This window comes from Algoriphagus aurantiacus (assembly GCF_035156405.1).
GTDB classification, from domain to species: domain Bacteria; phylum Bacteroidota; class Bacteroidia; order Cytophagales; family Cyclobacteriaceae; genus Algoriphagus; species Algoriphagus aurantiacus.
The window spans coordinates 38,550-53,179 of sequence record NZ_JAXRUT010000024.1 but is presented as its reverse complement, the minus strand read 5'-3'; the positions used below and the strand labels follow the sequence as shown (position 1 = coordinate 53,179).

The 14,630-nt window shown below is 41.6% G+C and carries 7 protein-coding genes; 3 read left to right on the top strand and 4 right to left on the bottom strand.

The annotated features are described in order from the left end of the window. Positions 1-23: 23 nt before the first annotated feature. Together SYJ56_RS20015 and SYJ56_RS20010 are read right to left on the bottom strand one after the other, a co-directional pair. Positions 24-512 (bottom strand): VOC family protein, encoded by a 489-nt coding sequence (locus tag SYJ56_RS20015; RefSeq protein WP_323837267.1) that lies wholly within the window; start codon positions 510-512, stop codon positions 24-26. A gap of 96 nt (positions 513-608) precedes the next feature. Beyond that, positions 609-2,762 carry an alpha-glucuronidase family glycosyl hydrolase gene (locus SYJ56_RS20010; protein ID WP_323837265.1) on the bottom strand — a complete coding sequence of 718 codons (2,154 nt, stop codon included), beginning with the start codon at positions 2,760-2,762 and terminating at the stop codon, positions 609-611. 173 nt (positions 2,763-2,935) lie between these two features. Between SYJ56_RS20010 and SYJ56_RS20005 the strand changes: the two genes are divergently transcribed. Then, positions 2,936-6,154, top strand: a complete 3,219-nt coding sequence (locus tag SYJ56_RS20005) for a UvrD-helicase domain-containing protein (protein ID WP_323837263.1) — start codon at positions 2,936-2,938, stop codon at positions 6,152-6,154. Next, on the top strand, positions 6,147-9,011 hold the full coding sequence (locus SYJ56_RS20000) for a PD-(D/E)XK nuclease family protein (protein ID WP_323837261.1): 2,865 nt from the start codon (positions 6,147-6,149) through the stop codon (positions 9,009-9,011). The genes SYJ56_RS20005 and SYJ56_RS20000 overlap by 8 nt, the downstream gene beginning before the upstream one ends. 673 nt (positions 9,012-9,684) lie before the next feature. On the opposite strand, the gene SYJ56_RS19995 is transcribed toward SYJ56_RS20000, so the two are convergent. Both SYJ56_RS19995 and SYJ56_RS19990 read right to left on the bottom strand, forming a co-directional pair. Further along, positions 9,685-10,308 (bottom strand): hypothetical protein, encoded by a 624-nt coding sequence (locus SYJ56_RS19995; RefSeq protein WP_323837259.1) that lies wholly within the window; start codon positions 10,306-10,308, stop codon positions 9,685-9,687. Between the two features lie 7 nt (positions 10,309-10,315). Beyond that, entirely contained in the window at positions 10,316-11,563 is a 1,248-nt protein-coding gene (locus tag SYJ56_RS19990) for an LVIVD repeat-containing protein (protein ID WP_323837257.1), read from the bottom strand. A 300-nt stretch (positions 11,564-11,863) separates the two neighbouring features. Between SYJ56_RS19990 and SYJ56_RS19985 the strand changes: the two genes are divergently transcribed. Further along, positions 11,864-14,527 carry a PQQ-dependent sugar dehydrogenase gene (locus tag SYJ56_RS19985; protein WP_323837255.1) on the top strand — a complete coding sequence of 888 codons (2,664 nt, stop codon included), beginning with the start codon at positions 11,864-11,866 and terminating at the stop codon, positions 14,525-14,527. Positions 14,528-14,630 lie beyond the last annotated feature (103 nt).

The following is a 14,630-nucleotide window of genomic DNA, read 5'->3' as shown; positions in this document are numbered from 1 at the left end:
TGCAGAATCAATTTATTGAATTTTTACAAGATCTCAGCCAATAATCCTTTGATATCCAATTGTCTGGTGTACATCATGATGCTTCCATCCTGGTTTAAAGGCCATTTTTCTTTTGGTCTATCCCAATACAGTTCTACACCATTTTCATCCGGATCATCCAGGTATAAGGCTTCAGAAACTCCATGATCCGCAGTACCAGTAAGTGGATAGTTAGCGTCAATGAGTCTCTGTAATAATACGGCCAAATCTCTTCGTGTAGGCAATACGATCGCTGTATGAAACAAGCCAGCTGTATTCTTTGGTGCTGGCTTTCCGCCTTTACTCTGCCAAGTGTTTAGTCCAATGTGGTGATGATAGCCTCCGGCAGAAATGAATGCCGCATCGGTACCATACATAGTGATCAATTCAAAACCCAATAAGCCTTGATAGAAATCCAGTGACTTTTGAAGGTCCGTAACTTTCAAATGAACATGGCCAATTCGGGTGGCGGAGGGGATGGTGTAAGTATTCATTAATTTGAAGTTTGAGATTTGAAATTAACCGAACTGATTGCAGATTAGTGCCAACTACTGAGGAAATTTCAAATCTCAAATAAGAAATCTCAAATTTTATATCCCAGGCGCATTCGGAAACATCAAGCTCTTATAATATTCCAAATCACCTTCAGGCTGCTCTATATCGTCAGGAAAAGGTAGTTTGGAAATGCTCTTAAAATAAAGCAAACAGGCATTTCTCCACCACTCAGCTTCTTCTTCCTGGATTTCCAAAAGCTGTCGGACGTGGTCAAATTCCTCAGGATCTATTTCAGATTCCAAGCTTGCCCAGGTCTGTTGCATTTCCCTGACTTCCTTTACACCTCTATCATAATGATAAGCTATGCCTTCCCATAGGGTATTACCATCCTTAAGCTCAAAGTCCCATGGGACATGATGAAACCAAAGCAGATATTTCTCCGGAATCTGATGTGGATCAGACCATTCCTTAGCTATTTCATGCGCATATTGATCCAATGCTCCACTACCGGCACTTGTTCTGTCAAACCCAATTCCAAGGTTATCTGCCTGATGGTAATATGGAGCTGTCCAATCTGCTCTTCCGCCCATCACCCAAGGTCCGGGACCATAGTGATGGCTTCTGCCCATGATATGATGCAAGCCAAGCGGAGTCATATAGTCAACGGCCGCTTCGTGTGATTTCAGCATTATATCGCTGATTTTAGCTACCATCTCTTGTTTTTGACCAAAAGTCAAACTGATCCATTCCTCAGCGATTTGCGCGGATTTCAGGCTTGGGTCCCAAGCTTGACGTCCGAAAGCATACCAGTTTGATTGCCCAAACAGATGCCCTGTCCAGTTGCGATCTGTTCCTATATTGGATACTCCTGCAATAAGTGTGAGCTTTTGATCGCTTTCTTTTCCTTCAAGAATACTCGCAACAGTTGAGTTCGGGGTTGGGCGATAAGTCTTGGTTTTTAGAACTTCCTCCCACATGGGAGCGAGGTAAACTAGCTGTGTAGCCTGACCTAAATATTCTTGAGTAATCTGGAATTCCATACCAACATTGGTTTTGTTGATTGCTCCAAAAAGTGGATGAAATGGCTCTCGAGGTTGGAAATCAATTGCGCCATTCTTGATTTGAATGATCACATTGTCCTTGAAATTTCCATCGAGTGGTTCGAATTCAAAATTGGCTTGCTTGTGACGATCTACATCGTCCTCGTGAGAATATACAAATGCCCTCCAGATCAAAATTCCTCCATGAGGAGCCAAAGCATCGGCGAGCATATTTGCTCCCTCTGCATGATTCCTTCCGTATTCATGCGGTCCGGGTTGTCCTTCGGAATTAGCTTTTACCAGAAATCCCCCGAAGTCAGGAATAAAGGAATAGATCTCATCAGTCTTTTTTTTCCAGAAATCAACCACCTCAGGATCCAGCGGATCGGCCGTCTCCAAACCACCAATTTGTATAGGAGCAGAGAAGCGGGCAGTCAAGAAAACCTTGATTCCGTAAGGTCTGAAAACGTCTGCCAAAGTCTTTGCTTTCTTCATGAAATCAGTGGTCAATATCAGTGCATTTGCATTCACATTTGTCAGTGAAACTGCATTGATTCCTATGGAAGCATTTGCGCGGGCATAGTCAATGTAGCGAGGATCAATGTACCCAGGCAGTCTGTGCCAGTCCCAAATCGAGAAGCCTCCATAACCTCTTTCGACAGTTCTGTCAAGGTTATCCCAATGGTTTAGCATTCTCAGCTTAATTTTCGGTTTATCAGCTAATTCTATAGACTTATCGAAAGTGTTACTTTGAATGGAATTTATCCAATTATAGACTCCATAAAGTACACCGACCGGCTGATTTCCTACAATTAAGTAGAACGATTTTCCATCCAGTTCCACGGAACCTCTCCAATATCCATCCTCTCCGAGTGCTTTGATTTCCGCTTGCTGATCCAGTGACAACACTTGCGATAGTTGTTCTCTTGTCCCGATCCAAAGATTCGTATTTTGAAGCCTGTCTTTGGAGTAAATGGGAGCTTTTCCAAGCATACTTTGGGATGCCAAATTAAGCTCATTTTTAATCGCTTCGAAGGATGGGTTTTCACCGTAAAAGTAAACCCCACCAAATAATGGTTCAACCTGAGATTTTAATTGGGTGTCGTTGATGGGCTGATAATCCAGCCAAAGTTTATAGCCATCATTGGCTACCGATGTCATGGTAAAGCATAGCCATAGTAAGGCTGTTAGGTAAATAGGTCTGTACATTGGTTTTGGGTTTGAACCTAAAAGATCGAAAAATCACAGCTAAATCCAAAGGTTTGATTTTAAGGCAGCTACTTACACACTTGATATTATTCCCGACAATTTTCGTCAAACTTGTTTTTCCATTGAGTTTAAACTGCCTGCCTTCCTTAACTTAGTTACATTACTTTTTACCTATGGATCAAAAACCTTTCATCATTTACAAATCCTCCGCTGGCTCGGGGAAAACCTACACGTTGACACTGGAGTACCTTAAGCTCGCTTTGCAGAGTCCTCATGCATTCAAGCAAATCCTCGCGGTGACTTTTACCAATAAGGCTACTCAGGAGATGAAGGAGAGGATATTGGAAGAACTGAAAAGATTGCGAAACCAAGTCAATCCCGAGGACAAGATGGATGGGGAATTGATGCGTTCGCTTCGTGTGGACGAGGCAGGGCTAAAGCTTCTTGCCCGACAGACACTCACAGCGATTCTTCATGATTACGGAAGATTTTCGGTGAGTACGATTGACAGTTTCTTCCAAAAAGTGGTACGGGCCTTTGCGAGGGAGATTGATCTGAATGCCAAGTTTGATGTGGAATTGGATCAATTGGCAGTGTTAGAGCGTGTAGTAGATCGGGTGGTGATGCTGGTGATGGAAGATGAATTTCTCCATAAATGGCTTGTAGATTATGCCTATGAGCAAATCCAGAATGGAAAAACCTGGGACATAAGACGCAATATCCGCGGTCTTGGTCAGCAGATTTTTCAGGAGGATTTCAAAAAATATTCCCCTGAAATCAAGGAGTTTCTGAAGGATAAGGAAAATATTACTTTACTACAGTCTTTCGTCAGGGAGCGGAAGAAGGAAATTGTCGGAATCTCAAAAGAATTGGGAAAACAGACGGACTTGATCCGGGTTTCAAATGGCTTGGAGTGGACGGATTTCGCCGGAGGCTCCAGGTCATTTGCCAGGCTGTTTGAGAAATTTGGGGATAGAAATCAGCCTATCCCGATTCTGACAGATTCGCAACTCAGTAAAATTGATAACCCCGATGCTTGGTTTTCAAAGTCAAGTAAGCAAATCGATGCAATTCTATCTGCGTACGATCAAGGCTTAAATCAAATTTTGCAACAGATTGTGGCTTTGACTTCCAAGTGGAATACGCTGCAGGCAATTGCCAAAAACAGTTATGTCTATGGTGTTTTTAGAAATTTGTTAGACGAACTCACCCTGATTAAGGATGAGGAAAACATACTTCTGATCTCGGATGCCAATGAATTCCTTAAGGAAATCACCAAGGGAAACGATACACCTTTTATCTATGAAAAGGTTGGAAATCAGTATAGAAACTATCTGATTGATGAATTTCAGGACACTTCGGGATTTCAATGGGACAGCTTCAAACCACTTCTGGAAAACTCACTTGGGCAAAATCAGACCAACCTGCTCGTCGGAGATGTGAAGCAGTCGATCTATCGCTGGCGTGGAGGAGAGATGAAATTATTGCTTTCCCAGGTGGAGGATGAAATTGGAAAGGAGCGTATCCAACTGGAAAATCTGGATACAAATTTCCGTAGCCTTCCAAATATCATCAATTTCAATAATGTTGTTTTTAAAGTGTTGCCTTTGGCGATGGAGCAGGTTTTGAGTATAAGCTATGATGTGGACAATCCGCAGATTCTTTCCCAAGCTTATTCGGATTCCTTTCAGAAAGTCTCTCCAAAGAAGGAAAAGTCAGTTTTTAAGGGAAAGGTTAAATTGGAGTTTATCGACCCAAAAAATGAGGACGATGAGGGGAGTTTCGATGAGGTGGTATTATCAAAATTACCCGATTTAGTTATGGAGCTACAGGATCACGGGTATGAGCTGGAGGATATTGCTTTTCTGGTGAGGAGAAAGTCAGAAGGCGAAGCAGTAGCGGATTGCCTGATGAGTTATGCGGCTGATAATCCCGATTCTCAGTATAGTTTCGATGTGCTTTCTGACGAATCCATGTATCTGAACAAAGCCGCATCTGTGAAGGCCTTGATTTCGGGATTCAACTACCTGCACAATCCGTCCGACAAAGTTCAGTACAAAACCATGTGGTATTACCTGGCAGTGTTGATGGACGCATCCATAAGTCACGAACTTTTTGCATTGGATACAATGCCTCTTTTCTTTGAAGAGCAAGTCAAGGCTTTCAGAGAAAAGGAAATCCTTATGCTCCAATTGCCTTTGATGGAAGCATTGGAAGAGTTGATCAAAGTACTTGGATTGATGGAAATAGGATTGGAGAGAGCTTATATTTCAGGTTTTAAGGAAGCTGTGTATGACTTTACGGCAACAAACCGTGCAGACCTGAGTGGTTTTCTTGAATGGTGGGAAATCAATCAAACCAAGCGCACAGTCAAAATTCCCGAAGGGCATAATGCCATGAGGATTCTGACGATTCACAAATCGAAAGGGCTGCAATTTAAGGTGGTCGTGATGCCATTTCTGAAATGGACGATCTTCGATACCAACAAAGGGAATGTGGTCTGGTCGCCATTTGAAGATCGGGAAAAGGGGCTTTCTGCGATTATTCCGCTGACGCTAAATGGAAATTTGGCAGATTCGGACTTTAGGGATACTTATACCGAGGAAGCTACAATGGCTTATTTGGATAGCTTGAATATGTTGTATGTGGCACTTACTAGGGCTGAGGACGTGTTTTTCGGATTTTTGCCTTACAAAGAGAAAATCGGATCACAGAATTCCATGGAAGTCCAGATCCAGCAATTGATCCAAGCACCACAATTTTCTGAGTCTGAAATGAGCCTAACCTCATATTATGACCCAGAGTCAAAAATATTTGAGTATGGAGATTGGCCGGAAAGCCAGCTAAAAATCATTGAGGTCAAAAAGTCTTCCGAGCTTCGTTGGGCTTATAAAAATTGGTCGGAAGTACTGACCCTGAAAAAGTATGCTGTGGACTTTTCGTTGGAAGGAATGGAGCAACGGAAAAAGCAAAAGTTTGGTCTGATCGTGCATGAGATTCTGGAATTGTCAGCCGACAAAATTGCAGCATTACAGAATTTGCAGACCTTCTATTATGAAGGGAGATTGAATGAGGAAGAAAAGCAATTGGTGGAGAGGCAATTGGAACACCTGTTTATCGATCCGCTTTTTGCTTCATGGTTTGGTATAAAAGGGATTCTCTTGGCCGAGCAAGGCATTCTTCTTCCCGGAGGAAAGCAGAAGAGACCGGATCGGATAATTCTGAATGAAAGCGAAGCATTGATTGTGGATTTTAAAACAGGCGAAGCGCAGAGTCGCTACGCCAATCAAGTGAGAGAATATATGGAGTTGGTATCAAAACTATCGCATAAGCCCACCAAAGGTTATTTATGTTATTTAGAAACAGGTTTGATTGAGGAGGTTTATGCATAGTTTTTTAAGAAATACAGCAAAGGAAATACTGGAAAGCGGTGCAGATCTTCAAAAGCTAACCGTGGTATTGCCGAATAGGAGAGCGGGATTGTTTTTTACCCAACATCTTGGAAGTTTGATCAGCGAACCGACTTGGATGCCGGAAGTAAAAACCATTGAGGAGATATTTTATGAATTGGCCGGAAACCGTCCCGCAGATGATCTGACGTTAATCTTTGAGTTGTATCGCGTGTATCAGGAGCTGAATCCTGAAGCTGAGACTTTCGACCGGTTTTATTTCTGGGGGGAAATGATCCTTAAAGACTTTAATGATGTAGATCAGTTTATGGCAAATGCGGACAAACTCTACCATCATTTGTCTGAGATCAAGGAGTTGGAGTCGGATTTGAGTTTTCTGAACGAAAGTCAAGTAGGACTGATCAAGCAATTCTGGTCTTCATTTATCCGTCAGGATAGAGACTACCAGGAGAAATTTCTGAAGTTCTGGCAATTGCTAAGTCCGCTTTACACCAGTTTTCAAGGAGCCTTGGCTGTATCCGGGTTGGCTTATTCCGGAATGCTCTATAGAAAAGTAGCAGAATCGCTGCATGCTATTCCCCGCCCTGAAAAAGTGCATCATTTTATTGGTTTCAATGCGTTCACAGGCACGGAAGAGGCGTTGATCAAACATTACCTCACAGCGTTTGATGCCAAGATTTATTGGGATGTTGATGCGTATTATTTGGGAGATAAGGTACAGGAAGCTGGCATGTTTTTCCGTGATTATCAGAAAGACAAGGTTTTCGGCCCCACTTTCCCTGAGCGGATTCCAACACAGATTGAGGACCGAAAGGCAAGCATTAAAACCTATGCCACTCCTCTAAAGACCAATCAGGCAAATTTGGTAGGGTCAATTTTGGAAAAAGTCCCTGCCGGTGAGTCTTGGGAAGAGACAGTGGTGATCTTGCCGGATGAGCAGATGCTTTTTCCTGTGCTGCATACGCTGCCTGAGCAAGTGGATAAAGTGAACGTGACCATGGGTTATCCCGTGAAAAATGCACCTGTTTATTCCTTTCTGGAAGCAGTGTTGGAAATGCAGCGGTATATCAAAGAGGAAGATGGAAAGTTGCTTTTCTATCATACGGCTGTGAAAAACCTGCTGAGCTCCCTTTACCTGAAAAGTGCTAATTCCGGCTTTGCGGAGAAGTTGATGGAAGAAATGCAGCTGTTGAACCAGATTCATGTTTCTGCTGAAAAACTACATGCAGGTGGTCCGTTATATCAGTTGATTTTCCAGAAACTTGAAAACGACTCGCTTTTCAGCTATCTGGCCAATCTGATGGAAGCTCTGGCAGTGCGATTGGAGGACGAGCCTCTACAGCGATCCTATCTTTATCAATGTTTTAAGCAATTGACACGATTGCGCGAGATTTTTGCAGGTCAGGATATTCTCACCATCAATAGAGAGTTTTTTATACGGCTTTTTCGTCAGGTTTTCAGAGAGGTCAAATTGCCTTTTGAAGGAGAGCCGCTCCAAGGTTTGCAGATCATGGGAGTGCTGGAATCCCGAAATCTTGATTTTAAGCGGGTGATCATTTGCAATATGAATGAGGATAGTTTTCCTCCTTCCGCAGGTCTGAATTCCATGATTCCTTTTAACATACGTAAAGCGTTTGGATTGCCTGTGCAGGAGCAGAATGACTCGATATACGCCTATACTTTTTATAGATTATTGCATAGTGCGGAAGAAGTACACATGATCTATACTACGGCATCTGATCAGGGAAAATCCGGAGAAAGGAGCCGTTACATTCAGCAAATGGCTGTGGAACTGGGGAGAGCTATGGATGAAGAGGTGGTTTTCATTCCAATAGACCAAAAATCTCCTGAGGCGATCACTATACAAAAAGCGCCTGAGGTGATTCGCCTGCTTGATAAGTACCTAATCGATGAGAATGGTATTTCCCTAACTTCCTTTTCTCCATCTGCACTGAGTGTTTTCTTGGATTGCAGGTTGAAGTTTTACCTTCAGTATTTGGCAAATATTCGGGAAAAGGAAGAAGTGAGTGAGGAAATTGATGCGGCGGTTTTTGGCAATCTCGCTCACCTGAGCATGGAGATATTGTATCAGGATTTTGCGAAGAGAAAGTATAGGACTTTGCTGGAAAAGTCAGATTTCGAGGAATTGGGGAAATTGTGGGTATTTCCGGCTATCGAAAAAGCAATTCGGAATTTTTATCATTTGGAAGACGAAGCAGATACTAAGCTCAATGGTCAGATGGCGATTGCCCGGGATGTGCTACAGAAATATTTGCATCAAATTTTAAAAATAGATGAGGCTTCAGCTCCCTTTACCTTGATTTCTTTGGAGAAGGAGAAAGTGTATAAAGCAGGTTTAAAGATCACTACATCAAAGGGAGAACAACTGGTTTCTCTGAAGGGAATCATTGATAGAGTGGATGAGCACAATGGCTCGGTGAGACTGATAGATTACAAATCCGGGCAGGACAACAAAACCTTTCCGGATGTGACATCGCTTTTTGACAGAGAGAATAAAAACCGTAACAAAGCTGCAATGCAGACGATGTTTTATGGCTTAATCTATCAGGCTACTAACCCGGGGAATACGTTGCCTCTTAAACCTGCGATCTTTAATCTCAGGGAAATGTTTGGTGAGGATTTTAATCCCTACCTGCAGCAGAAATTACCCAGAAAAGAGGGATTTGAAGTGAATGACTACATGCAGTTTGAAGAGGAGTACAGCGCTGGGTTGAAAGTGCTGTTGGAGGATATTTACAATACTGAAATTCCTTTTGACCAGACGGATGATTTGAAGAAATGTAGCTATTGCCCTTATAAAGAGATTTGTGGGAGGTAGGGGAATAACTTCTTGCGTAGGGTTTGTAGCGATTTTTGAAGCATTTTTGGCTTCCCAAAACGAACTAGGCTAAGAGGTGAAAACCTTGGGATTAGTGATTTACCCATGTCATAAGCTATAGCTTAGATATGGGCTTTTTGAGTTCATTAAGTTCTTAGATCGTTCTGTTGAAGAAACCTTTTAGCATGTTTAAAGGCTAGTTTGTTGAATATTTTAATCAAGTTGTTCTTAGCGAACTTGTTAATTATACCTTTTTTTCAAGAAGTCAGAAATCTCCTTTTCAAATTTGAGCCAAGAATTAAAAGGAAAAATTGTACTGGCTGTAAGCAAGCTCATCAGAGATGATATAAAAATGTTAGGATAACATGCATCAACTATGATTTCGTTTTCGTGAACTGTTATTTGGGCACCGATTGTGGCAGATTTTCGCACAATTATGCTTTTTTGAGGTATAGAGTCAAATGTATAAACTGAGTAATTGGAGAATCCACTCTTCAAAATTTGAATCAAATCGTTTAAGTTAGGTAGCCCTGTTGCTTGAACTATCATAGTTTTTATGTTTGTCGAATCTTAAATTACTAATAAATATTGAAGTCGTTGGATTTTGAATTTGCAGGAATTCCCTATAACATGGGAATAGATTCAATGTAACCCTGATTTAATTCCCAAATTGTCAATACATTATTCCCAACCGGAGTACAAGACTTCGAAATAAAAAGTCGTTTTTTGTCATAGAGCTAAATCCTGGAGGTAGCTGATCAGAAGCAATTGTTTGGGTACCGGGGTTTGACAAACTTCCTCGAAAATGAGTGATTTCCTGCCTTTTGTAGGCAAGACTGAATGACAAGGCTGTTTTGCTTTTCAAAACAGGAAAGCTGATGCCCACTGAGGGACTGACTAATAAACCACCTTTATACCAGCTTTTGCTCCATTCATCACTTACTTTTTTCTCCAATACTGCACTACCTCCCCCAAAATCCAAACCTCCAAAAAGTTTAGGTTTGCCATCTTTTCCTAAAAATCCGCGCCATCCTAATGCAATTGGAATTATCGAGATATCCTCATATTGATCAAATCCAACAGAAAATCCCACAACATGGTTTTTGAGGATTCGAGCCCCATGAAAACTCATAATACTTACATCAGTCCGCTTTTCGTGATTTCCATCCCATTGCTCCTCACTTCGGCCTATTAGCACACCGATTTCAGTTTGGCCAAAATACATTTTGTTCTGGGCGAAACCTTCGACGCTGATTAGTAAAAAGCCGATCAATAGGAGTTTTAAAGTTCGAATCATTGGCTTATCAATAAAACTTGATTGGATTTTTGACCTGAATACAGCTGAGTCTTTTCAATTGTGCAGGGTTGCTATAGTCAAATTGGCAAACGCCATCAGGACCGATTACAATCAGAGATTTAGGTCCCGGGATTAGGTCAACTGATTTTTGGTTGGTTAGAAACTCAAGTTGATTTTGGTCAATAGCCATCACATCGCGGACATTGAAGCTTTTCAGACCATGTGCTCCCTCCGCTATATATAAGAAGTCTCCAGCTAATCCCAATCCGTGTGGATTGAGCATGGAATATGATTTTTTAAGCTTGGGTTGGTAAAGGTCTTTGATATCAATTACCTGAAGTTCATTCACACCATTCCAACAGGCATTACCATTTCTCAGTGTCACAAAAGCGTAATCAGCATTTACCACTACAGGATCGCAAGCCTGAACATGCTCGTAAACTGACATGCGGGTAGGAGAACTCGGGGTGCTGGCATCGTAAATGTGCATTCCGACATTGGATCCGATAAATAGCTTGTCCTCAAAAGGGAAAATGGTTTCAATTCCCCAGCCCAAATCAATTGGTTTTACAAAAGTGGGATCGGCAGGAGTCTCTACATCAAATACACGTAAGGTAGACTCGTCTACTGCATAAAGATGTTGATTTGAAAGTGTGAATCTTGCCATGGATCCGCCTGTACCGTAGCTTTGGGATGCAGCAGAAAAGTTGGCTGAAAAGCTCATTCTAGAATCCATAAGCCATCCGCCTTCCATTTGCCAGGTTGGATTCTCGGTGGTAATTACTGTGTCGCGGAAGGTAATTATTTCACCTGTTTCGTGATAGAACATATGGGTAAAAACATCTTCGATACGTTTTACCATTTGTATACTGTTGATATTACTAATGTCGAATGCTAGTAGATCTACATAATTATCGGCATAAAGAATATTACCATTCACCGCCATGTCTACATTTCCAGCAATGGATATAAAGCTCAAATTGATAGGATCGGACGGGTTGGAATTGTCCAGAATGTGAATTCCCTTCGTAGGTTCATTAATAAAAAGATAATCCCCATAGATGTAGATTTTACCCGGGTTGTCCAAAGGTTTGGCTGGCTCTGTAGTGATGATCCTTGCTCTTTCATTGCTCATTTCCACATACACCGGCATCATAGTATGGTAAGTGTATGAAGAATTGATTTCATCATGGCAGGATGAGAATAACAAAATCGATAGTAAGAGTAGTAGATAGGAAGAGGAGAAACGTTTCATATAGCTCGATTTTAGTGGTATAAAAGTATATATTCTTCAGACGTAACCGAACAATAATACGCTACAGAAGCCGTTAGGGAAATTTGATTTTTTTAGCAAATTTTCTCAAAGCACCCTAAAATCTGTCTAGTTTCAGCTTCAAATTCACCTGCAGCCTGTTATTATTTTCTCAAAGAATTCCTGAACTATTTCAGTGGAAGAAAATTTCCTAAGCCGAAATTGATACCATTGATCATAATCAGCCGCTGAAATTTTCAGATTTCTTTACCTTCAAGGTCTGAATAAATCTAAGTCAATTGTATGAGAAAGTACCTGCTTCTGTTTGCAGTTTGTAGTTTGAGTTTTTGGAGTTGTGACAAAAAGCAAGAAGATCCTTTTGCCAACGTGAAACCAGATGAATCGCGATTCACTAAAATCCCTTTGGCGGGAAACTTTAATGAACCTATGGAAATCGAGGTGCTGGATAATGGTGATGTACTGATCATCGAGCGCCATGGTAAACTCAAACTTTTTCAGGCTGAATCAGGAGAAACCTCAGTTGTAGGAGAATTGGCAGTATTCCCAGAGCGGGAGGATGGCTTGATGGGAATGGCAATGGACCCAGATTTTATTACCAATAATTGGTTGTATCTCTACTATGCTCCGGCTTCTGAACCGACCTTAAACAGGATTTCAAGGTTTGATTTTGTAGATAATAAGCTGGATTTGGCTTCTGAAGTTGAGATTTTAGATGTGGATATCTATCGTGGCTGTTGCCACTCTGGAGGTGGTTTGGAATTCGACGCTCAGGGAAATCTCTACTTGGGAATAGGGGATGATTCTACGCCTTTTGAATCTAGTAATTTCAATCCTATAGATGAGCGCCAAGATCAGCCTAAGAATGTGGATGCTCAAAGAAGTTCTGGAAATACCAACGATTTGCGTGGTGCTATTCTTAGGATCAAACCTAATCCGGAAGGAGGATATTCTATTCCTGAGGGAAATTTATTTCCGGTAGGTACGCCCAAAACACGTCCCGAAATCTATGTAAAAGGAAATCGTAATCCGTTTAGGTTTTCCATTGACAGTCGTAATGGTAATTTGTATTGGGGTGAAGTAGGTCCTGATGGTTCGGAGGACAAAGAAGGTCGTGGCCCTAGAGGCTATGATGAAATCAATGTCGCAACTGAACCTGGATATTACGGATGGCCATATTTTGTAGGAAATAATTACGCCTATTGGAAGTATGATTTTGCTACAGGTGAAAGCTTATTTCAATTTGATACACAAGCTCCAAAAAATACTTCTCCCAATAATACAGGTATGGAAATTTTGCCAGCGGCAAAGCCTGCTTTGATTTATTATCCATACGCAGAGTCAGAAGAATTCCCAATGCTAGGTCAGGGTGGTAGAAATGCCATGGCTGGTCAGGTGTATTATCGTGAAGATTATGAGGAGTCTGAAGTTAGGTTTCCAGGATATTACAATGAGAAGTTGTTCATCTATGATTGGATGAGAAACTGGATTTTTACCGTTAGTCTGACGGAGAATTTTGAATACGATACCATGGAGCGATTTATGCCGGAAACTCACTTTGAAAAGCCCATGGATATGCAGTTCGCTAAAGACGGTTCGTTGTATGTGTTGGAATATGGGACTTTTTGGCGAGCGAATAACGATGATTCGGGTTTGTATAGAATTGTCTTTTCCGAAGGAAATAGAAAGCCGGATGTAAAAATCTCTGCAGACAAAACGGCTGGTGCAGCACCTTTGGCGGTAAGTTTTTCTTCAGAGGGTACAAAAGACCCAGACACAGACGACCAAGTCAGTATTCAATGGGAGTTTGGAGAAAACGGAGCAACTTCCACGGATGAAAATCCAACCTTTACTTTTGATGATCCTGGTGTTTATAAAGTAAAATTGACAGCGACTGATCTAAAAGGTGAGGCACCAAGTTCATTTTTGGAAGTGAAAGTAGGCAATGAGGCACCGACAGTTTCTATTGACTGGCAGGGAAACCGGAGTTTCTATTTCGGCGAAGAGACGATTAGTTATGAGGTCACAGCAACTGATAAAGAAGATGGGAATATAGATCCTTCTCAGATCGAGGTGACTATTGATTATCTGGAAGGTGGATACGATCTGATCGAAATGGGTCATCAGGAACAAATTTTGAGTATTGGGGAGACCTACATCAACGAAGCTGGCTGCAAAGCCTGTCACGGGATCAGTAATGAATCCGTGGGGCCGGATTATACTTCGGTGTCTGAGAAATATAAAAGCGATCCCGAAGCTAAATCATACTTGATCGACAAAGTCAGAAATGGTGGAGCTGGAGTTTGGGGTGAGCAGATTATGCCAGGTCATACTCATTTGAAGGAGAATAAAGTTGGGCAGATGATTGATTTTGTGTTGGGTATTTCCAACCCAACTGCTGGAACAGGATTGCCTGCTTCAGGGGGATTCCAAATTGAAAACACTGAAAAGACAGAGGGAATCTACCTCGTGCAAGCTTCTTATGAAGATCAAGGAGCGAATGGTATTCCTGGGATTAAGACGACCAGTCAATTGAAATTGCGAAATACAACGGTCTCTGCTTACAGCGCAGATGGTATGGAGGGTGCCGCCCGTGCTAATCCTGAAGATGAGTATTATGTGCAATTCACTTCTGCTGGATCTTGGCTTTTGTTGAAGGCTATTGATCTCAATCAGATCAGTGAAATCACCCTGTCCATTATGCCGGTAAACACGAAAGGAAAAATTCAGTTGAGGTCAGGATCTCCAGAAGGAAAACTTATAGCAGAAACAGAAATAATAAGCAAAGGTTCACGACCTGCGTCGGGTCAACGAGAGGGCTGGTTTGATTTTCCTTTTGCCATTCCAGCAACAGGTTACTATGGGGATTTATACTTCGTGTATGCCTCAGAAGATCCTATTGATATTTGGAACACATTTAATCTGAGTACTTTAAAGTTTGAGAGGTGAGCTAGAGGGAAATCTTGAGCCAATTAGTTTGAAAGGATTGTTTTTCAAACTAATTGGTTAACTTAGTTTGTGTTCAAGAGATATAGGATGAATGATTTTTTCC